This is a genomic window from Phyllobacterium sp. MT110, from assembly GCF_058792715.1.
On record NZ_JBXAFE010000006.1, the window covers coordinates 248,385 to 269,693 of the forward strand.

The following is a 21,309-nucleotide window of genomic DNA, read 5'->3' on the forward strand; positions in this document are numbered from 1 at the left end:
CCTCCACGTTTATTATGCATTTATCGGTTGCCGCCGATCATTCCCCGGGCAGCTTCACCAGCCGACTTAAGCGCCTCCCGCGCTGCCGCCAGTTCGTTGGTGTTTTGCAGAAATCCATGTGTGACCCCCGGCACCACCGACAGGGGATCATCGCGGCCGACCACCTTCAGCCGTTCGGCTAGACGAAGCGTATCGGACAGCAACGGATCGACCCCGGCAGCCATGAGATAGAGCGGCGGCAAGGCGCGCAGCGCGTCATCATCAGCCTGAAGCGGAGCAGCAAATGGATTGCGCCGCGCCTGATGATCCGCACAATACCAGTCCCAGTAACGCTGCATTTTACCAAGCGTCAGCCCCGGACCATCGGCAAAACGCCGATAGGACTCCGTATTGAAATCGGCATCAAACGTGCCGTAAAACAGCAGTGCGCCCGATGGCAGCGGCCGTCCCGCCTTCTGTTCGTGCATGATCGCTGCGAGCGCGAGATTTGCACCGGCTGAATCCCCTGAGATGATCAGCGGCCCCGCCGATACGCCTGCGGGAGATGTTGCAGTGAATGCAGCTCGCAGACAGGCGATAACATCGTGCAAGCCCGCTGGAAACGGATGTTCCGGGGCAAGACGGTAATCGGGAACGAGCACGGGCATCCTGGTCTCATTGGCAAGAACGCGGGCACATCGTTCATGCGTCTCAGGGCTGCAAAAGGCAAAGCCGCCGCCATGAACAAAGAGGATGGCACCGGCACCCGCCCCGTGCGGCACCAGAGCGCGCAGGCGGCAAGCCGAGGAGCCAAGCTCTGCGTCAGCAGCAACAACGACTTCCGTTGCCCCGGCAAGCGGCGGCAGATCGACGTTGTTCCGCTCATTCGCCCGTTCGGATTGCGCTCTGCCCTCGGCGGGCCTCAGCAAGGTGGGATCGGATTGTGGTCCCAACGCGCGTTCTGCGCGAAGCAGCACCTCACGCATATCCGCCGAAAGCTCATCGCTGAAACAGGGTACGACGCTCATTGATCCGCGTCCGGGAATACGGTCGGCCCGAGGTCGACGATTGTCACGATATGGTGACGCAAGGTTTGCGTCGCGACCGAAACATCGCCCTGCTCGATGGCCTCTATTATGACGCGATGGCGCAACGCTGTGGCCATAAGATCGCGCGAACCGATACTTCTGGATATCTTGAACCGGTGATTGTGAACGAGGCAGCGATGAAGGATCGGATCGAGCGCCGGAAGATCGGCATCACGAAAGATTCTCCGATGAAAATCCCGGTCAAATGCCGCCAGTTGCAACTCGTCATCGACCTTCGCCGCGTCGACCATATCGTTTGCGATCTCGTTCAGGTCGACGATCAGCGTGCGGCTCTTGTGGCGCAGAACCCGGATGATGCCGTTGCACTCGATCTGCTGCCTCACGCGGAACATCTCGACCGCTTCATCAACGGTGCAGGCTGACACCAGCGTACCGCGGTGTCCCTGACGCCGCACGAGCCCCTCTTCCTGCAATTGCAACAGTGCTTCCCGAACCTTGCCCTGGCTGCACTGGAAGCGGGCGGCAAGGTCGAGTTCCGTCAGCGACTCTCCGGCACGCAATTCACCAAGCATGATATCGCGCTTGAGCGAGTCGAACACGGCGGATGCCTTGGAGACGGCCGGATTGCGCGACGGACGGATTGGCCGTGGAGCGATGGGGTCGGACACTGCTGGCTCTCCTGTCAAGTTGCGGACTGCACGAAATATCATTATTGATATTGATATCGATAATGGAAGTCAATAACATATTGGCGGAGGAGGAACAACACATGACAGCGATCAGTCTGAAGCAGATCAAAAAGCTCTATGGCACGGTTCCCGTAATCCACGGTGTCGACATTGACATTGCGAGCGGCGAATTTCTGGTTCTCGTTGGTCCATCCGGTTGTGGAAAGTCCACACTACTGCGCATGATCGCCGGACTGGAGGAAATCAGTTCAGGCGAGTTGAAGATTGGTGACACGACGGTCAACACACTGCCGCCATCGGATCGCGACATAGCCATGGTCTTTCAGGATTACGCGCTCTATCCGCATATGAGCGTTGAGGAGAACATGGCATTTGGACTGAAGATGCGCAGTGAACCCGCCACCGAAATTGACAAGCGCGTCGCAGGCGCCGCAGACATCCTCAAACTTCAGGATTATCTCGAACGGCGTCCAGCACAACTTTCGGGCGGACAGCGCCAGCGTGTCGCCATGGGGCGCGCCATCGTCCGCCGGCCAAAGGCCTTCCTGTTTGATGAGCCACTATCGAACCTTGACGCGGCGTTGCGCGTCGAGATGCGGCTGGAGATCGCCAAACTGCATCGCCGGATGCAGGCGACGACGGTCTATGTCACGCACGATCAGGTCGAAGCGATGACATTGGCGGACCGGATCGTGGTGATGAACGCTGGTCATATCGAGCAGATCGGCCAGCCGCTTGACCTTTATCGCAAACCGGCAAGCCTGTTCGTTGCGCGCTTCATCGGCAGCCCGACGATGAATACCTTCCCTGCCCAGGTCATCGAATCCAATGGCAACCGCCTGATCGTGCAGTTGCCGGCAGGCAAGGCCTCGGTCGAAATCTTGAACAGTTCATATGAAACCGCAAAAATGGTTACCTTCGGCATCCGCCCGGAAGATCTTGCGATCTGCGACGCCGCGGAAGCATGGTTCAGCGGCGAACTGGTGGTGGTCGAACGGCTTGGGAGTCAGACCTTCGGTTACCTCGATGCCGGAACGGAGAAGTTGATCACCGTCGAATTTTCGAGAACCGCGGACATTCGCGTTGGCGAACGGATCTCGATCAAGGGTGATGGTTCTCACATCCATCTGTTCGATATCGACAGAGGAAAGCGGATCAATTGACAGGCTGGCGACCCACACTTACTGCGCTTAACGGGGGATGAGGTTCGGGCCAACAATATGGCCCTTGAACCCTGCCTGGGAATCAGCAAAGAATCATAGCCGCACTGTATTGAACAGCCCCGTTTCTGCGGCCTGTATTCATATAATCAAATGGTTTGGAAAACACTGTGAGCAGCAACGCATTCAAGCGGGCGGCGAGTCATTCGGATTCGTTGGCGCACGCAAATGCAGCGGGGTGGGGTCAAGGCTTCTCCACCCTTGTCCGAATTACCCATATGACGCTTCGCCATCCCTGGCAGACGACATTTGCCATCGGAGCCACCGTGATTGCGGCCAGTCTCCAGCTGATGATCCCCAAGCTCCTGGGGCGTGCCATCGACGAGACCCAAACGGCCATGGCTGGAGGAACCGCTGGCACGATTGCGCAGGATGCCCTGCTCGTGACCGCTTTCGTCCTTTTGGCAGTCAGCATTCTGCGCGGCGTCTTCACCATGATTCAGAACTATTATAGCGAGGCCGTGGGCCACCATATGGGCTACGAGCTGCGCTTGGCCTGCTATGAGAAAATCCAGCGGCTCAGTTTCAGTTTTCATGACAGCGTTCACTCAGGCGATCTCATCACGGTCGGCATGCTCGATCTCGAGGGGGTGCGCATGTATTTCTCCACAGCGCTGATACGCACAGTTCTCCTGTCCATTCTGATCGGCATCGGCGCCTATATGCTCTTGTCGACGGATTTCACTTTGGGACTTGTTGCATTGAGCTTTGTACCCTTCGTCGCATGGCGCTCGTCGGTTACACAGTTGCGCTTGCGGGCGACATGGCTCGATCTGCAAGAGCGTTTATCGGTGCTCACAAGGGTCATGGAGGAAAATCTCGGCGGCATTCGCGTGGTGCGCGCGTTTGCGGCGAAGGATCATGAGCTGGCAAAGTTTGACAAAGCTTCGCAAACAGCACTCGATCTTGCGCATGATCGCGTCGGTATCCGCGTCAGAAACACCAGTGCCATGACGCTTTCCTTTTTTGCCGCCATGGGCCTCGTGTTGTGGGTCGGCGGCAACAAGGTCGTTGCAGGTGAAATCACCGTGGGAACACTGACCTCGTTCCTGACATTCATGACGATCCTGCAAATGCCTGTGCGCCAGCTTGGCCTGATGGTCAACTCCTATGCCCGTGCCTCCACATGCGGAACACGTATCTTTGCCCTTCTCGACCTCGATGTAGCGATCAAGGACCCCGCAAATGCCAGGGAGCTTGCCATATCGGATGGGTTGTTGCGTTTTGAAGATGTTGGCTTCTCCTATCCGCAGCTCGGCAACCGGCCGGTCTTGCAGCATCTGAGTTTCGAAGCCCGGCGCGGTGAAACCGTTGGCATTGTCGGCAAGCCAGGCAGCGGAAAAAGCACGTTGGCGCATCTCATTCCACGTTTTTACGACGCAACCAGCGGCAGGATCACCATCGACGGACAGGACATTCGCAGCGTGACGCTGGAATCGCTGCGCCGCGCGGTCGCGGTCATTCAGCAGGACGCATTTCTGTTCACGACGACAATCGAAAATAACATCGCCTATGGTGATCCATGGGCAGAAGAACCGAGGATCGAACGGGCAAGCGAGTCCGCGCAGCTGCATAATTACGTCCTCGGCCTGCCCATGGGCTATGGCACAATCGTCGGTGAACGCGGCGTTTCATTGTCAGGGGGACAGCGGCAGCGCCTTTCCATCGCGCGCACCCTCATGCTCAAGCCGGCGGTCATGGTGTTCGACGATTCAACGGCTGCAATCGATGCCGGTACGGAACAGCGCATCCGCATCGCCATGCGCCGCTACGCCAAGGACCGGGTGACAATCGTTGTGGCGCACCGCCTGAGTTCATTGATGCATGCCGATCAGATTCTGTTCATCGAGGATGGCCAGATCGTCGAACGCGGAACTCATGAAAGCTTGCTCGCGGCAGGCGGCCGCTACAAGGCACTTTACGATTTGCAGGTTCGCCCCGGTGACGGTCTCGCCGCAATGGAAAAAACGGAGATGGGATCGTGAGCGACGAAAATGAGACGGAGCGCAACGACGTTCGCGACGATGGACGCCGCCCGCCCCGCGCCGTTGTGGGATCGCACCGGATCGAAGAGGAAATGTTCGGCAAGGTTTTCGATGGCAACATCGTCAGGCGGATCTGGGCGTTCGTTGCACCGTACAAGACGCAGATGCTTATTGCGGTTGGCGCCGTGCTGACGTTTACGGCCACGCAATTGATGATCCCGCTCATCATTCGCTACGCAATCGACCACGGCATTGCGCCAGGCGGCAATCACGCCGCACTTGCCTATGCGATCGTTGCATTTGCTCTGGCGATACTTGTCAATTTCGTTGCCAGCTATATCCAGGAAACGGTGGTGGGACGTGTCGCGGAAGACGTCCTGTTTGACATTCGCCGGGCGATGTTCTCGCATCTCCAGCGCGTTTCCCTTTCCTTCATGGACAAGACGGAGGTTGGACGGCTGATGTCGCGGCTGCAGGGCGACGTGAACTCGATGCAGGAGTTTCTCGAAACCTCCGTCCTGTCGGTTGGCGATATCACCCTGCTCTTCGGCATTGTCTTCGTCATGCTGTATCTGGATTTTCGCCTGGGTCTTTTGACCCTTGCCGTGCTTCCCATTTTGTTTGTCGTGCGCATTTTCTGGCTGCCCCGTGCCCGGATCGCCTTCATGGCGGCGCATGAAACCAATTCAGTCACCAACGGTGCTCTGGCTGAAACCATCCACGGCGTGCGCGCCGTTCAAAGCATGGGACGCCAGAGGGTCAATTTCATGCTCTACAATGACAAAGCCCATGCCAATCTGATGACGCATCTCAGAGCAGCAAAGTACGCTCAGGTCATGGTGCCGATCGTGGATTCACTCACCGGCGTTGCCATGGCGCTCGTCATCGTCGTCGGCGGCGCGCGCGTGCTCAATCAGGCGCTTGACGTGGGTGTCATGGTCGCGTTCCTGTTTTATATCCAGCGCTTCTTCGATCCGATCCGCTCCCTGACCCTGCAATATTCGGTGATGCAGCGCGCAATGGCGTCGGGACAGCGGCTGACCGAAGTGCTGGATGTGCCGATCAGCATCACCGATGCTCCGGATGCACGGGTTCTCACGCCGGACACCGATGGATCGGTCGAGTTCCGCAACGTCGTTTTCGGCTATAATCCGAAGCATCCGGTTCTGAAAAATGTCAGCTTCAAGGTCAACCCGGGCGAGACCGTGGCGCTTGTTGGCCCCACCGGTTCCGGCAAGTCGAGTGCGATGGCACTCATTCACCGCTTCTATGATGTCCAGCAGGGACAGGTTCTGGTGGGCGGCCATGACGTGCGGAATCTGACCCAGGATTCCCTCGGTCAGCAGATCGCAATGGTCCTGCAGGAGCCGTTTCTGTTCACCGGAACTGTTTTCGAAAACATCCGCTACCACAAGGACAGCGCATCGCTCGACGATGTCATCGAGGCGGCCAAGGCCGTCGGCGCGCACGAGTTCATCATGAATCTTGCCGAGGGATACCAGACTGAACTGGGCGAGCGCGGCGGAAATCTTTCACTTGGCCAGCGCCAGCTGATCAGCTTTGCCCGCGCACTGGTGGCCGATGCCAAGATCCTCGTTCTTGACGAGGCCACGGCAAATATCGACAGCTACACCGAGATGCTCATCCAGAAGGCCCTCGTCAAGCTGCTGGAGAACCGCACCGGGCTTGTGATCGCCCACCGCCTCGCCACCATTCGCGAAGCCGATCGCATCATCGTCCTGCAAAATGGACAGATGATCGAGATGGGAGACCATGATGCCCTTATGGAGAATGGCAAACTCTATGCGCAGCTCTACAATCTCAACTATTCATCCTTCGACGATATTCCAGCCGTCGAGCCCGAATGGGGCCAGGCCAAGGATTCCGGCACGTAGCGAATTCACCGCAGATGGCAGTGCCAGCAATAGCTATTTCACTGGCGCCGTTTGCGGACAGTTCGAGCCTGCGGAACGCGTTTGTCCGGTGACGGTTCCATGCGCGGCTTGCCGGTGAGCTTCCCCTCGACAAAGGTGAGATAAACGGAGCCGCTCCAACCGTCAGGAACGATCCTAGGCAGTGCCGACGGTTCCAGATGGAGCATCCCGGCAGCCGAGGCATCAAACAAGGCGGCGAGTTTCGAACCGATAGGTGAACCGATGCCCGTACAGGGGTCGGGACCGATGCGTGCCCGGTAATAGCCATTGTCACCCACAGTGATATCGTTGAAACACATATGGTTCAGCCAGAGTTTGGGCGTGATAAAACCAAGTTTGCGGCCAAAAGCGGCAAACAGGCCTGCATAGAGAGGTGCCACCGCGCTGGTACCGCCGACGACCATCGTCTGCCCGTGCACCCAAATCTCATAACCGGTGCGCGGATCGGCATGCGCCGCAACATCAGGCACCATCCGGCCCGGCCCGTGTGGCGCGCCGGCCTCCCACGGTTGCGGCGCAAACAATGTCGAGAAGCCGCCGCCCGTCCCATTGCCGTTCGGATTGCCCGGATCTTCATTCCAGACCACTTCACCTGCAGCCGATTTGGAGGTTCCACCGCAGCCAATCACATTCGGGCAGGACGCAGGCATGTCGACATTGGCGGGACTGCTGCCACCATCGCTTGAATTATTGTCGCCAGCTGCCGCGAAAACCACCATGCCCGCTGTTGTCGCCGCCTGCGCTGCGCTTTGCATCTGGGCAACCAGATCCTGGCCAGTGCCCTGTCCGGCCTTGACCCAAAGTGCCTCATCGGCACCCCAGGAAAGCGAGCAGACATCGCAGCCATCCGTTGCCGCCGCCCGCAACGCCGCTGCGATTCCACTGGGCTGAGGCGACGCCCAGTAAACCCGGATCGAGGCGGGCCGGCCGGTTGCCGCATAATAGGACGCGGCCGCGATCTGAATGTCGAGTGCAACCTCGACATCGGCATCCCCGGACCGGCCATTGTTCCTATTGGGACTGTTCCCGGCACCTGCAACCGGCACATCAACGATCTGAGGCACGGGCTGCCCCAGCGCTGCAAAATACGCGTCCATGTCGCTCGCAACCCAGCCGCCGCCAAGCTCAACAATGGCAATCACACCGCCGCCGAGAAGGTCTTGCGGCCAGTCATAGGCCTTGCAAAGATCAGGAACGCTCCAGCTTGCCGGTACCGCCTGGCCACGGCCGGTCTTCTGCGCCTCGACAGGATTTCGAAGTTTGAAATAAGGCCTGCAAATGGCAGACTGTTCGCTGCGTAGCGCCTCGGCAATGAACCGGGCCCTGGTGCTGTCGTAGAAAACACTGAGATCTGCTTTCAATGCGGTCCGGGACTCGCCATCAAGATAAATCATGTGTCCCGACGGATAGTTGCGAATAGTCAGATTGGCGCGCACCGACGGATTGGTGAGCGGCATAGCCGCCAATGTCAGCGCCGTCTGGAAGAATGGCGTGACGGAATCATAATAGCCATTGGCTGAAAACACCTTGAGACTGGGATTGAGCGCCATCACCGCCGCCAGATCACCGGCCGTGTAGAGAACCGGGTTGCCATTGGCATCCTTGCCGCCTCTTTGCGCGCCCGTTGGATCGATGTGGCCGAAATCCCAATTTTGAAATGCCTGATCATTGAGATCGGCAAAGGGTGACAGAGCCGTGAACTTCAACTCATCGTTCAGATAGGTATTCCACATGGCGGTATAGACGCCGCTCACGGCGGTCATCGTCGGGTCATTGCCGCCGGAATTAGGGTCAATCTGACCGGCAATTCCCGTATCGATGGCAGTCACCCTTCCATCATAGGCCCCAAGCGCCAGCCCCCGATCCTGCAGGAGGGTCGTGAGGAAGAGAAGATTGGCACCATTGTTCGCCTCGACATTCAAGCTCCAGGACGTGAGGACGACGGGCGAAATGCCGAGATAATCACTCAGTGTCTGCAATGTCGCCGCGTCAAACTTGGGAAAATCCGTCAAAGCCTTTGCATAAGGACCCTGCGCGAAGGCCTTCACCGTATCCATGAAGGCAGGCAGCGGCGGCCGCACCCCCACATTGACTTTATTATGATACCAGGCGTCTGCCGCCAGTGTCGGCAACAGTCCAACCGGATTGCCGGTTTGCGTATAATCGAGGATCGACGACTGCAGCGTCAGGCCGTTGATATCGACACCGTCTTCATGCAGCATCCATGCCAATACACAGGTGCGGGGCGTGCCATACGATTCGCCAAAGAGGAATTTGGGTGAATTCCATCGATCAAAGGCGGTCAAATAACGCTTGATGAATTGGGCAATCGAGCGCGCATCCTGATCGACGCCCCAAAAATCCCGGTTCCGGTTCGGCGCAATTGCGCTTGAGTAGCCGGTGCCAACGGGATTGATGAACACCAGATCACTGCGATCCAGCAGACTGTCCGGATTGTCCTCGATGGTATAGGGAGCGGGCGGTGTAAAATCGGGCATATTGGTCTTGATGCGCCGCGGCGCAAACGACCCAAGCAGCAAAAACACTGACGAAGAGCCGGGCCCGCCATTATAGAAAAAAGTGACCGGGCGCGTCGACGGATCGACGCCATCAGCGGCAAAACTGACGTAGAAGAACGCCGCTGCCGGCTGCGCACTGGATGGATTAACGGTAACCAGATGGCCGGCACGCGCTGTATAGGGAATTGTCTTGCCGCCAATCACTGCCACGTGGTGAGTAACCGCAGCATTCTCTGCCGCACTTGCAATGGAATCATCAGGCCCTGCACCGTAAGGCGTGGTATCGAGAACGGGTTGGTCTGAGGGAGATTCTTCAACAGATGAAACCTCGGTCATGGATCACACTCCGATACTAGGTAACATTTTCTCTGCTGCTTTGATCCTAGACCTCAAGCTTTGCCCTGTAAATCAGATAGGCGCCGCTTGGAGGCGACGCCATCTTGATCCGGCGCCAACCACCGCAGAGCGGATGGCACCGCATGCCCTGGATTTGCGGGAGGGTGAGCGGCGCTTCTACCACCGCCCTGTAGAAACGGCCTAGATCAATCCCTCCAGCCGAACATAACTCGCTTCCATGCCGTGCTCCATGCCGCTTGCCAGCATCATCGATCGCAATTCAGCGTCGGGCAACGTCATCCGCATGGTCATCAGCGTACCGGACCCGTCCGGATCGAACCGCGTTTCCACATGGTTGTCCGGCGTCGCGTCTGGAAGATGCATCCGCTCGATATGAACAATGCGACTGTAGGGCTCCAATTCCAGATATTCGCCTGTCAGATAAAAGCCACTGCCGTCGGGGCCTTTCCATTCAAATCGGATCTTCCCGCCAGGGCGCGCCTCGTTGGTGCACACGGGCATTGTCCATCCGTCCGGCCCAAGCATCCATCTTTGAATCAGCGTTGGCTCTATGTGTGCACGGTAGACGGCTTGAGGCGGTGCATTGAAATGCCTCGTCACCACAACATGCAGATCGCCCTCGGTCTTGATCGTTAGTTTGCTCATTTCAATTCCTCTCCATTATCAACCATGTCCGCCAGGACTCCATCGAGCCTGTCGTAGTTCTGAGCCAGCGCATCCCTCAGCATCGCAAGCCATCGATCGACGGTTTCGATCCCGGCGCCCGATAACCGGCACGGCCGCTTCGTGCCTTGAATCCGCCGGACAATCAGCCCGGCATTTTCGAGCACCTTCAAATGCCGCGAAATTGCTGGCTGGGTCATCGCGAAGGGTTCCGCCAACTGCATCACCGTCTCCTCGCCATGCGCCAGGCGCGCAAGAATTGCCCGGCGTGTGGGGTCGGCCAGCGCTAAGAATGCAGCATCGAGATTTGTCGCGTCAGTTGAAATATTCATAACATAATTGTTATATAACATATTCGTTATAGTCAATAGGGAGCGCACGTCTTGACACCGGATTGGGCATGATGTCCCAGCCTGCGGTCAGACCGCCCATTCCAGATCAGTGGTGAATGCAATTGTCAGCCACCGGTCTGTGCTTTCGTCGCCTATGGCTTCGCCGATCTCATCCCGGATAGCATCCCATTCCTCAAGACGCCTTGACGGCCACCCCATAGGGACAATGAAGTACAGTTCAATCTGCTTTCCGCGTCCGACCTTTGCCACGTAAGCACGGTAGGAAACGAAGCCATATCGCTCAACAAAATGTTGCGCGACGGTATCGACATGCGATTTCAGCGCCGGGGGCGTGATCAGAAAGATGTCGGCCAGTGCCTGCCTGATCGTACCGATGGGAAGTGGAATGATAACGACGCAGACGAGGGCAAGGACTGCAGGATCAATATAGGGGGTGATCCAGTCGAGCCGCGTTCCCTCTATTGCATAGCCAACGGAAAATGCCACCAATAGTGCAGCGGTAATGCCCCCGGACATAATCCAGGCCTTGGCATCCAAAGCAACAAAGTCGGAATGCAGACGTTTATTCATTTTCATTTCAACGACTGCCATGACCGTGCAGGCAACGAGAGCAACGGCGGCATAGAAAATCGCGAAGCTGAACTCGAGATCGCGGCCGCCGCTCATCAGGCTGCCGATCGCATTGATCAATGCGTAAATCGCAACGCCCGATAGCATAATGCCGTTGAGGCCAAGCACCATGGGTTCAAGATGCCAAAAGCCCATTGTGAACCGTTCCCGGAGTTTTCCGGTCGGAACAGCGGATAATGCGATCAGCCGCGCAACCCCCAGAGCCAGCCCGCTCATCGCGGCATCGGCCAGCATGTAGACACCGTCAAATACGATGGAGAAAGACCCTGCCAGCAAGCCGAATATCACGCCAAAGCCCGCGACACAGATTGTAACAGCTATGGATATGCGAAGAATGCCCTGTTCGCTGTTCAACGGTGGCCTCCGGTCATGAGTGTCGGAATGATATCCGGGCAAACCGTATCATCATCACAAGATGACCGACAGGGATTCCGGGCAAGCAACATATTTGCGGATAAACATTCTGATATAAAATCCGTCTGCGCCCCGCAGGACACCGAGCATCGGCTAATGCTCCGACGCCCCCAATCTAATGCTCGCCCAACTTCTTCAAATAGATGGAAAGAAGCTGGGTCTGGGATGATATGCCGAGCTTGCGGTAAACATTACGCCGGTGAACCTTTACAGTGCCCATGGTGATCGAAAGCCGCAATCCGATAGATTCTGACGAGTGCCCTTGCAGCACAAGTTCGATGATTGCCGCCTCGCGATCCGTCAGGTTGAGATCACGCCACACTGTGTCAGCGGCATTTAACTTGTCCTTGCGACGCCCTTTCCTTTGCTTTGCAACTGCGGCGTCAAAGAGAAGGCCGATATCCTGATAATAGTGTTTCACCAGTCGTGCGATCAGCGGCTCAGCCTTGCGCAATAGCGAAAGATCTTGCGTTGCAAAGGGACCTGTTTCTTCGCGCCGCATCAGCGAGAGCACAATTGTCAGGTCCTGCGCGATGGGAACGAAGAAGCCAATTTCCTCGGCAAGTCCTGTCTGAACGTAATAGGTGCGATAGTACTCGCTGGAAAAAAAGCGGTCGGGCGCAAGCTCGCGCATGCGCCAGATGCCGGACCTCGCCTCGCGGGCGTTGTGATAGAAAGGATCCAGGAGATAGGGACCCATTTGATACAGATTGACGAAAATGACCTGCTCCGCCGGATCAAAAGTGCTGTAGAGATCAATGGGGCGCTCATTCCCGCGATAAGCAAACATCACCACGTGATCGAACTTGACGAGCGAGCGCATCATCTGGCGAAAAAGATCGCCAAACTCATGCGATAGCATTGTCGATCTGCCTACAAACCGGCGAAACACATCGAATAGCGTTTCAATATCGACGCTCATCGTGCCGGCCCCTCATCTTTTCATAACTGCAATTGCATATACACCTTACATTGGTATTTGCCTGATGAAATACCTCTTTTGGGGTATATACCGCACAGTCACGGATTGGCTACTTTGCTGGTCATGACGGTGGCAAAGGCAGCGCAGACTGACCAATGTAACTTAAAGCCGCAGGGGACTAATGTGACATCTCATTCAGTGAACGACATCGAGTTTCGGTCGGTCAGCAAATCCTATGGCGCCGTGACCGCTGTCTCCGATATTAATCTCCAGGTCCCAAAGGGCGCATTCGTCGCTTTGCTCGGCCCTTCCGGCTGCGGCAAGACGACGTGCCTGCGTATGATTGGCGGTTTCGAACAGCCCACGACGGGCAACGTCCTGATCAACGGCAAACCAATGAACGGTGTCCCGGCCCACCAGCGGCCCGTGAACATGGTGTTTCAGCAATACGCACTCTTTCCGCATTTCAATGTCGAACAGAATGTCTCCTACGGGCTAAGGCAGGCCCGCCCGAAGATCAGTGCGTCCGAGATATCCCGCCGCGTCGGCGAGGCGCTGGAAATGGTGCGGCTTGGCGGGTTCGGCAAGCGTCGTATCCATGAAATGTCCGGTGGACAGCAGCAGCGCGTGGCCTTGGCGCGCGCATTGGTCAATAAGCCGTCCGTGCTGCTTCTGGACGAACCCCTTGCGGCACTCGACAAGAAATTGCGCACGGCCATGCAGATCGAACTGCAAACATTGCAGCGCGAACTGGGCATCACCTTCGTTCTGGTAACCCATGACCAGGAAGAGGCCCTCTCCATGAGCGACCTTGTCTGTGTGATGAATGCGGGACGCATCGTACAGCTTGCAGCCCCGCAGGAAGTCTATGACAAACCGCGCGATCTCTTTGTTGCCGACTTTGTCGGCAAGACCAATCGAATAGCTGCAACAGTCGAAGCCGATGGTGCCACGCTGCGCCTTGCAGATGGGAGTGCCCTGTCGATAGGGGAAAGGAGCGCACTGCCCGCTGGCGCCGTGACCCTGGCGCTGCGCCCTGAGGCCATCACCTTGCATCGACAAAACCAATCGATCTCGGGCAGGCTTTCGGGCGTTGTAACCCACCGCATCTTCCTTGGATCATCGGTTGAATATTCGGTTTCCGTCAACGGGCTTGGCAATTTCCTGATCACTGCCGATCGGCATGTTCTCTCGGAGAGCAGCCTGGTTGAGCCCAATGAAAGGGTTGTGCTGAGCTTCAACCCCGACGCTGCGCATATCTTTCCGGCCTGAACAATATCAAAAAAGGGAACATCTTCATGCCTAAACACTATAGAGAGAATGCCCCAATAACAGCTGCACAGTTCATGGATGAGTTGATGCGCCTCAAACGCGGGTCCGTCTCCCGCCGGCACTTCCTGGGCGTTACCGGACTTGGTCTGGCCTCCGCAGTGCTGGCAGGCCAGACCGGCTTGCTCTCGTCTCCGGCCTTCGCCGAGGATCTTGGCAAGCAGATGTCGATCGCCACCTGGCCGAACTATCATGATCCTGCAACGTTTGAAGCTTTCACGGCGAAAACCGGCGTCGCGGTCGAAGTCAATGTTTTTGGTTCGAATGAGGAAATGCTGGCGAAATTGCAGGCCGGAGGCACCGGCTGGGACCTGTTTGTGCCAACCAACTACACCATCTCCACCTATGTAAAGCTTGGCCTGATCGATCCTCTCGATATGTCGAAGCTGACCAACTACAGCCCTGCCACAGAAACTGCGCGCTTCACCGCCGAAGGGACCATCAGCGGCACGACCTATGCGGTGCCAAAAAACTGGGGCACGACCGGAATTGCCCTCAACTCAAAGAAAATCAAAACACCCGTAGCGAGCTGGAAGGATTTTTTCGAGGTCGCACAAAATGAGGCCGACACGCGCACCATCGTGCATGACTATCAGCTCACGACAATCGGCAGTGCTCTGGTTTCGCTCGGCTACTCCTTCAACTCCGTCAAACCTGACGAACTGGCCAAGGCAGAAGCACTTCTGGTGAAGGTCAAACCGCACCTCTATGCCATCAACAGCGATTATCAGCCGGCCATGCGCGCAGGAGATGCATGGATGACCATGTGTTGGACCAATGATGGTGCGCAGCTCAACCGCGATGTGCCGGAAATCAAGTTTGTCCTTGGCAAAGATGGCGGCGAGATCTGGTCGGACTTCTATGCGATCCCCAAAAGCGCCGCGAACAAACCGGCGGGTTACGCTCTGTTGAACTACCTCATGGATCCAGCCAACGCCGTCAAGGAGCATATCGCCAATGGCGCTCCGACAACTGACAGCCGCGTGCTTTCGCTTCTTCCGAAGGAAATTACCTCCAACACCATTGTCTATCCCCCGGATGGTCAACTGACCCCGCTGGAGTTCGGCGCGGCAGTCACGCTCACCGATCCCGCCCGTGCCGAGGTCATGGCGCGCTTCAAGTCAGCCTGACAACACAACTTGTCCTTCTCTCGGCACTCCGTAGTCGAGAGAAGGACGGGCACATCATCCATACAAGAGATATCCGATGGCATTGGCTATAAACACAAAACGAAGGATGGTGACCGCATCGCTTGTCGCACCGGCTGTGGCTTGGCTTTTCATTTTCCTCGTGCTGCCCTTCATTGCCATGCTGGTTTTTTCAGTCGGAGAGCGCGCACCTGAAGGCGGATATCAACCGGCCTTCACATTCGCACAATTTGCCAATCTGCCATCGCGCGCTGCGGCTTTCTGGAATACGCTCTTTCTCGCGCCTGTCGGCGCCTTCATCTGCCTGATTGTCGCTTATCCGGTTGCCTACTACCTCGCAGTCAAGGCCAATCCCCGGTATCGGCTCCTGCTTGTTTCACTGGTCATTGTCCCATTCTGGACCAGCCTTTTGGTGCGCACCTATGCCTGGATGTATCTCCTCGGCTCCCGCGGCATTCCCAACCTTCTGAGCATGGTCGGTTTCGACGACGTGCGCATCCTCAACACCCATGGCGCCGTCCTTCTTGGTATCGTTTACGGCTATCTGCCGCTGATGATCATGCCCATCTATGTCAGTCTGGAAAAGCTTGATCGTCGCCTTCTCGAAGCGTCCGCTGATCTGGGTGCCAAACCGGTCTCCACTTTTTTCAGCATCACACTGCCACTCTCCCTGCCCGGGGTGATGACAGGATTGTCGCTCGTCACGATCCTGCTGCTCGGCGAGTATTTGATCCCGCAGCTTCTTGGCGGCGGCAAGGTGTTTTTCATCGGCAATGCCCTCGTCGATCTCTTCCTGCAGTCGCGCAACTGGCCATTCGGATCGGCAATCGCCGTCACACTGGTGATTTCAGTGGTTTTCGTGCTGCTCATTGCCATGCGTATTGCCTGGAAGATCGCGGGAACCAGACAAGTGGACCTCGTTTGATGCGTGCTTTTATTTCGGCAGTCTATGTGTTCCTCTACGCGCCGATCGCGCTCGTGGTGCTGTTTTCCTTCAATGCCGGTCGCAATGCCAGTGAATTCACCGGCTTCTCAACGATGTGGTATGGCAAGGCTCTGGGCAACACGTTTCTCGTTGCCGCACTGCAGAACAGCCTCATCATCGCCCTGACAAGCGCGACACTGGCCGCCATATTCGGCACAATGGCAGCCATCGGGATGGAGCGGTTGGGCACCCGCACGCGGGCTGTGCTCGACGGTCTGTTTGCAGCTGCCATCGTCGTGCCGGGCGTGGTGATCGGCATTGCGACACTCGTTGCATTGGTGGAAGTTTTCTCCTTTCTCAATCCACTGCTCAACGCCATTTGGCCTGGTGCCAATCCGCCGCAGCTTGGCCTTGGCTACGGATCGATTGTCGCTGCGCACGGGCTCTTTTCGATGGCATTGGTGACCATGATCGTGAAGGCGCGCATCGCCAGTCTCGGCCGCGACATCGTCGAAGCTTCAAGCGATCTCTACGCAACGCCGCTGACCACTTTTCGATTGGTCGTGCTGCCGCAGATCCTGCCGTCGGTGCTGGCGGGCTTTCTGCTCTCGTTCACATTTTCCTTCGACGATTTCATCATCGCCTTTTTCGTCGCCGGTTCCAAAACGACTTTGCCCATCTATGTCTTCGCGTCCATTCGCCGGGGTGTTACCCCGGAGATAAATGCCATTGCCACGCTGGTTCTGGTCGCCTCGCTGATGATGATCCTGATAGCCCGCATTCTGATGCGTGAGAAAAAAACAACAAACTGACACACAGGAAACCCCATGATCCTCAGAGATCGCGTTGCTATAGTCACCGGAGCCGGCTCCGGAATCGGCGAGGCCGGTGCCGCCATTCTGGCGCGCGAAGGCGCCCATGTGGTCGTCATTGATATCAATGCAGAGAATGCGGAAATCGTCGTGGACCGCATTTGCAAGGCGGGCGGACACGCGGAAATTGCTGTTGTCGACGTGACCGATGATGAGGCGCTTGCGGCAAGTATATCTTCAGTGGCCGCCAGGCACGGGCGCATCGATATTTTGCACAACCATGCCGGAGCACAGATTGCCGGCAACCTCGAGCAGGTGCCGGTTGAAGGGTTCGACCGGTCCTGGAGCCTCAATGTTCGGGCGCATTTCATGGCCTCCCGTCTTGTCATGCCGGTGATGAAGGCCGCCGGCAGAGGCGTCATACTCAACACATCATCATCGTCCGGCGTGCTCTATGATCGCGAGATGATTGCATACACGACCACCAAACATGCTGTCATCGCGATGACCCGCCAAATGGCCGGCGATTACGCGCGATTTGGAATCCGTGTAAACGCGCTTTGCCCCGGTTGGGTTGATACCCCCTTCAACGAACCTTTCATCGGCCAAATGGGCGGACGCAGTGCAATAGAAGCCTATGTCCAACAGCAGGTTCCATTGGGGCGCTGGGCAGATGTCGAGGAAATAGCCGAATCGATCCTGTTTCTGGTTTCAGATCGTTCGTCCTACATTACCGGGCAAGCGCTCGTGGTGGATGGTGGAGAAACAGTCTCCTGAGCGCTGGCGGATAACGCGGACATGCAGGCCAGCTCGGACGTCTCTTGAAAAGGGCCGGACCATTGGGTCCGGCCAAGTTGTGAAGGCCCAAGACCTTCTCCCTGGGGTGGGGGATGTCAGCACCCAAGAGGAGTGGTGCCGACATGTCTTCAGTAATGCCCTGCTGAAGCACTTGCAACCCGATTGTCTCCAGCATTCTCACATTATGGGCCGCTTGCCAGTCCCTCGCAGCAGGTTCATTATTTAATGGGGAATCCAGCCCGTGGGATAAAGCGCGGCAGGATCGTACATCCGGGTTCCTGCGAGGTCATATCGATGAACTGCACGGGTTGCGGTTTTGACGTTCAAAGCGGTTTTGCGTTTTGCCCAAAATGTGGCGCGAAACAAGCCAGCGCGTGCCCCAACTGCGAATATCTGTGTCCACCAGACTTCGTGTTCTGCCCAAAATGCGGAGCCCAGATCGCCGATCCCCCGACAATCAGCGGCCTGCAAAGGCCGCAAGAATCGTCCCGTCAAGTCCTCCGGCCCACGCTGGTAAAATCCGAAACTGGTGCGGATCGCCGTACCGTTACCGTGTTGTTTGCCGATCTCTGCGGTTTCACCACATTGAGCGAACAACTCGACCCGGAAGTCATGCAAACGCTCCAAAACGAACTTTTTGAAGAGCTGACGGCGGCGGTGCAGGGCTTCGGGGGCTTTGTCGACAAATTCATCGGTGATGCGCTGCTCGCATTGTTCGGGGCACCGGTCGCACATGAAGACGACCCCGAGCGAGCGCTCCACGCGGCGCTGGACATGGTCAGCCGGGCCGCAATGGTGGGAAAACGCTGGCAAACACGCTCGCATTCGCCCCTGATTCTGCATGTTGGCATCAATACAGGCCCGGTCGTTGCCGGCGGCTTTGGTGCGGGCAACGCCAAATCCTATTCAGTGACGGGCGATACGGTGAACAGCGCACAACGGCTGCAGTCGATGGCGAAACCGGGCGAGATCCTCGTTGGGCCGCTCACCTATCGCCTCACGCGACATGCATTCTCTTATGATTCGCTTGGTGACCAGGCCCTGCGTGGCAAGGTTGGCAGCGTGCTCGTACATCGGCTGGTGGGAGCACTCGAGGAGCCCCGCACCGCACGGGGCCTCGAAACACTTGGCCTGAGTGCGCCACTGGTCGGGCGTGAAAAGGAACTTGCCCGTATGCTTGGCTGTCTTGATCTGGCAGCCGCAGGTCGAGCCCAACTGGTACGGCTGATCGGCGAGGCAGGCATTGGGAAATCACGCCTGACCGAGGAATTCCTGGCAAACACGCGTGATGATCCTCGTTTCACCAATGTCGTGGTTCGGCGAGCCATCTGTTCACCGCTCGGTGAACCGTCATATGGCACACTCGCCGCTGTGTTGCGCAGCGCCTATGAAATCAACGCCAATGATTCACCGGAGAAAACAAAGGATTTGCTCGCCGCAGGCCTGAGCGAACTTGGCCTTGCCGCCGGCGAAGTGAAGCAATTGATGCCGCTCCTGCTTTACGTTATCGGCCTTGGCGAATCCGATGACGTGCTGCATCAGGTTGAACCCGAGCAATTGCGCCGGCAGATCTTCTATGCGATCCGCACTATTTTCGAGCAGCGCCTGGCGCGTTCTCCCCTGCTGCTTGTCGTCGAAGACCTCCATTGGGCTGATACCGCATCGCTCGAGGCATTGCGCTTTTTGATGGACCGTCTGGAGCGCAGCCGCTTCATGCTGCTGACGACCCATCGGCCTGCATTTGACACGGATATGCTGGATTCAAGCCGTATCAGCTTGACGGCGCTGCGCCTCCCCCCTTTGCACGCCAATGACGGTCGAAAAATGCTCAGCGCATTCTTCGGTCACGGCCCCGGCGGATTGCCAGCCGATCTGTGCAACAGCATTGTCGATCGCGCCAACGGCAATCCTCTGTTCATTGAGGAAATTGTGCGTCATTTCATTGAGGTTGGGGCCGTGCAAAGGGACAACCGGCATTGGCAGGTGGCAAACAGGGAGGCAGCTGCCGACATTCCCGTCGGCATACAGGCAATGTTGCTCGCCCGAATGGACAGGCTGCCGCCGGACGTGCGCAGATTGGCCCAGGAGGCCGCAGTTATCGGGCCGCGTTTCGACGCGGAATTATTGAAGACCATTTCGGCGGCCCCGGCAAACGTCGAAGCGGGGCTCGATCTCCTTTGCGATGCTGAAATCATCGAGGAAATTCCCGGTGCAAACCCGGTATCGGCGCCAGGCTACCGCTTCATCCAGACGCTGCTTCACGATGTGATTTACCACAACCTCCTGTTGCAACGGCGCATTGAGATGCATGAACTCATCGGCGATACATTGGAACGATTGTATGGAGACGATCCAGAACGTCTCGAAGATCTGGCAATGTTGGGTCACCATTTCAGCCAAACCGCCGCCACGACGAAAGGTGCGCACTACCTGATGGCAGCGGGCGACCGGGCGCGCAAGACATACGCCAACGATGACGCGGTCCGTCTCTACAGGCAGGCACTGGATGCCCTGTCGAATACTGGCGACCATGGACCGGAATCGCTGCTCTTGCGCGAACGCATTGCCGATCTCTGCGGACCTGCAGGTCAGCGCGATATCGCCGATGAACAATACCAGACCGTCCTTGACATTCATCGCGCCAAGGGTGACCTCGCCGCTACCGCCAGAATATTGCGCAAGCTTGGGCGATTGCTTTGGGACTCCGGCAAACGCGATCAAGCAGAGACACGCTATGCCGAGGCAGCAGCGCTGCTTGAAGGGATAGATCCGCTGATCGAGCATGCGCATCTCGCGCAGGAACGCGGCCGCCTTGCATTTCGCACTGGCGACCACATGGCCGCCGTGCGGTGGGCGGACGAAGCACTGCGTTTTGTTCAAACCATGGCACCTGAAGCCGGCGCCGAAAGTGACATCGAAACTGCTCGGGTTACGGCCGAAGCGCTGAACACCAAAGGGGTGGCGCTTGCACGGCTTGGCCGGAGCCAGGAAGCGGTGAGCGAGGTGGAGCGCAGTGTCAAGGTCGCTGAAGATGCAGGCCTTCTAAGTGCCGCCTGTCGCGGCTACACCAATCTGTCGGTGCTCTATACCATGGTCAATCCGGAACGCGCGATCCGGGTGTGCCAGCGCGGGCTCGGGGTGGCACGCCGCATCGGCGATCTGGGCTTTCAGGCGCGTCTCCTTGCCAATCTTGCCGTGGCCTACTGCACCTTTACCGACCGATGCATCAGCGAGGGCGTGCCCGCGGCCGAAAAGGCAATCGAGATCGATCGGGCACTGGATCAGCGCGACCATCTCTCGGTTCCCCTCATCGTGCTCGGCCAAATTCATCAATGCCACGATCAACCGGAACTGGCGCGTGAATGTTACAATGAGGCCCTCGGCGTGGCACGTGAAATCGGTGAACCACAATTGCTGTTTCCGTGTTATGATGGGCTGGCGACGCTCAATCTCGACCTTGATGATTTGGCCGAGGCGGAGCGATATTTCGCCATGGCGCAAGAGGTCTGCGCACAGCATGGGCTCGACCCCGAAGCGCTTGTCGTATTGCCATTTCTCGATTAGTCGAGTGAAAGGGGATGAC

General features: G+C 57.4%; 16 protein-coding genes. 9 read left to right on the forward strand and 7 right to left on the reverse strand.

The window, feature by feature from the left end:
- Window positions 1-20: 20 nt before the first annotated feature.
- Window positions 21-1,007: an alpha/beta hydrolase gene (locus tag AC1Q5O_RS22890; protein WP_492566164.1), complete on the reverse strand. Its 987-nt coding sequence runs from the start codon at window positions 1,005-1,007 to the stop codon at window positions 21-23.
- Window positions 1,004-1,696, reverse strand: coding sequence for a GntR family transcriptional regulator (locus AC1Q5O_RS22895; RefSeq protein WP_492566166.1), 693 nt, complete (start codon window positions 1,694-1,696; stop codon window positions 1,004-1,006). The genes AC1Q5O_RS22890 and AC1Q5O_RS22895 overlap by 4 nt, the downstream gene beginning before the upstream one ends.
- Before the next feature lie 101 nt (window positions 1,697-1,797).
- Between AC1Q5O_RS22895 and AC1Q5O_RS22900 the strand changes: the two genes are divergently transcribed.
- From AC1Q5O_RS22900 to AC1Q5O_RS22910, 3 genes are all read left to right on the forward strand, one after another.
- Entirely contained in the window at window positions 1,798-2,880 is a 1,083-nt protein-coding gene (locus AC1Q5O_RS22900; protein ID WP_492566168.1) for an ABC transporter ATP-binding protein, read from the forward strand.
- A 167-nt stretch (window positions 2,881-3,047) separates the two neighbouring features.
- Complete coding sequence (locus AC1Q5O_RS22905) at window positions 3,048-4,922, forward strand: ABC transporter ATP-binding protein (RefSeq protein WP_492566169.1); 1,875 nt, start codon at window positions 3,048-3,050, stop codon at window positions 4,920-4,922.
- Entirely contained in the window at window positions 4,919-6,817 is a 1,899-nt protein-coding gene (locus AC1Q5O_RS22910; RefSeq protein ID WP_492566171.1) for an ABC transporter ATP-binding protein, read from the forward strand. The genes AC1Q5O_RS22905 and AC1Q5O_RS22910 overlap by 4 nt, the downstream gene beginning before the upstream one ends.
- Before the next feature lie 38 nt (window positions 6,818-6,855).
- On the opposite strand, the gene AC1Q5O_RS22915 is transcribed toward AC1Q5O_RS22910, so the two are convergent.
- From AC1Q5O_RS22915 to AC1Q5O_RS22935, 5 genes are all read right to left on the reverse strand, one after another.
- Window positions 6,856-9,711 carry a S10 family serine carboxypeptidase-like protein gene (locus tag AC1Q5O_RS22915; protein ID WP_492566173.1) on the reverse strand — a complete coding sequence of 952 codons (2,856 nt, stop codon included), beginning with the start codon at window positions 9,709-9,711 and terminating at the stop codon, window positions 6,856-6,858.
- Between the two features lie 201 nt (window positions 9,712-9,912).
- Window positions 9,913-10,377 (reverse strand): SRPBCC domain-containing protein, encoded by a 465-nt coding sequence (locus AC1Q5O_RS22920; RefSeq protein ID WP_492566175.1) that lies wholly within the window; start codon window positions 10,375-10,377, stop codon window positions 9,913-9,915.
- The gene (locus AC1Q5O_RS22925; protein ID WP_492566177.1) at window positions 10,374-10,727 is read right to left on the reverse strand and encodes an ArsR/SmtB family transcription factor; all 354 of its coding nucleotides are present in this window, start codon (window positions 10,725-10,727) and stop codon (window positions 10,374-10,376) included. Before AC1Q5O_RS22925 ends, AC1Q5O_RS22920 begins: the two co-directional genes overlap by 4 nt.
- Before the next feature lie 87 nt (window positions 10,728-10,814).
- Window positions 10,815-11,732: a cation diffusion facilitator family transporter gene (locus AC1Q5O_RS22930; RefSeq protein WP_492566179.1), complete on the reverse strand. Its 918-nt coding sequence runs from the start codon at window positions 11,730-11,732 to the stop codon at window positions 10,815-10,817.
- 175 nt (window positions 11,733-11,907) lie between these two features.
- Window positions 11,908-12,714, reverse strand: a complete 807-nt coding sequence (locus AC1Q5O_RS22935; protein ID WP_346308096.1) for a helix-turn-helix transcriptional regulator — start codon at window positions 12,712-12,714, stop codon at window positions 11,908-11,910.
- Window positions 12,715-12,897: 183 nt separating this feature from the next.
- On the opposite strand from AC1Q5O_RS22935, the gene AC1Q5O_RS22940 reads away from it, so the two are divergent.
- From AC1Q5O_RS22940 to AC1Q5O_RS22965, 6 genes are all read left to right on the forward strand, one after another.
- Window positions 12,898-13,986 carry an ABC transporter ATP-binding protein gene (locus AC1Q5O_RS22940; protein WP_492566182.1) on the forward strand — a complete coding sequence of 363 codons (1,089 nt, stop codon included), beginning with the start codon at window positions 12,898-12,900 and terminating at the stop codon, window positions 13,984-13,986.
- A gap of 26 nt (window positions 13,987-14,012) precedes the next feature.
- Window positions 14,013-15,173 (forward strand): polyamine ABC transporter substrate-binding protein, encoded by a 1,161-nt coding sequence (locus AC1Q5O_RS22945; RefSeq protein ID WP_223614414.1) that lies wholly within the window; start codon window positions 14,013-14,015, stop codon window positions 15,171-15,173.
- A gap of 76 nt (window positions 15,174-15,249) precedes the next feature.
- Entirely contained in the window at window positions 15,250-16,116 is an 867-nt protein-coding gene (locus AC1Q5O_RS22950; RefSeq protein WP_403183122.1) for an ABC transporter permease, read from the forward strand.
- Window positions 16,116-16,928 carry an ABC transporter permease gene (locus tag AC1Q5O_RS22955; RefSeq protein WP_223614416.1) on the forward strand — a complete coding sequence of 271 codons (813 nt, stop codon included), beginning with the start codon at window positions 16,116-16,118 and terminating at the stop codon, window positions 16,926-16,928. The genes AC1Q5O_RS22950 and AC1Q5O_RS22955 overlap by 1 nt, the downstream gene beginning before the upstream one ends.
- A gap of 15 nt (window positions 16,929-16,943) precedes the next feature.
- Window positions 16,944-17,705 (forward strand): SDR family NAD(P)-dependent oxidoreductase, encoded by a 762-nt coding sequence (locus AC1Q5O_RS22960; protein WP_464663648.1) that lies wholly within the window; start codon window positions 16,944-16,946, stop codon window positions 17,703-17,705.
- A gap of 315 nt (window positions 17,706-18,020) precedes the next feature.
- A complete protein-coding gene (locus AC1Q5O_RS22965; protein ID WP_492566184.1) occupies window positions 18,021-21,290 on the forward strand; it encodes an adenylate/guanylate cyclase domain-containing protein in 3,270 nt (1,089 codons plus the stop codon).
- Window positions 21,291-21,309: the final 19 nt, after the last annotated feature.

Coding starts and splice junctions, on each gene's coding strand:
- AC1Q5O_RS22890 (WP_492566164.1), bottom strand. CDS start 1,007: ATGAGCGTCGTACCCTGTTTCAGCGATGAGCTTTCGGCGGATATGCGT.
- AC1Q5O_RS22900 (WP_492566168.1), top strand. CDS start 1,798: ATGACAGCGATCAGTCTGAAGCAGATCAAAAAGCTCTATGGCACGGTT.
- AC1Q5O_RS22915 (WP_492566173.1), bottom strand. CDS start 9,711: ATGACCGAGGTTTCATCTGTTGAAGAATCTCCCTCAGACCAACCCGTT.
- AC1Q5O_RS22920 (WP_492566175.1), bottom strand. CDS start 10,377: ATGAGCAAACTAACGATCAAGACCGAGGGCGATCTGCATGTTGTGGTG.
- AC1Q5O_RS22925 (WP_492566177.1), bottom strand. CDS start 10,727: ATGAATATTTCAACTGACGCGACAAATCTCGATGCTGCATTCTTAGCG.
- AC1Q5O_RS22935 (WP_346308096.1), bottom strand. CDS start 12,714: ATGAGCGTCGATATTGAAACGCTATTCGATGTGTTTCGCCGGTTTGTA.
- AC1Q5O_RS22945 (WP_223614414.1), top strand. CDS start 14,013: ATGCCTAAACACTATAGAGAGAATGCCCCAATAACAGCTGCACAGTTC.
- AC1Q5O_RS22950 (WP_403183122.1), top strand. CDS start 15,250: ATGGCATTGGCTATAAACACAAAACGAAGGATGGTGACCGCATCGCTT.
- AC1Q5O_RS22955 (WP_223614416.1), top strand. CDS start 16,116: ATGCGTGCTTTTATTTCGGCAGTCTATGTGTTCCTCTACGCGCCGATC.
- AC1Q5O_RS22960 (WP_464663648.1), top strand. CDS start 16,944: ATGATCCTCAGAGATCGCGTTGCTATAGTCACCGGAGCCGGCTCCGGA.
- AC1Q5O_RS22965 (WP_492566184.1), top strand. CDS start 18,021: ATGAACTGCACGGGTTGCGGTTTTGACGTTCAAAGCGGTTTTGCGTTT.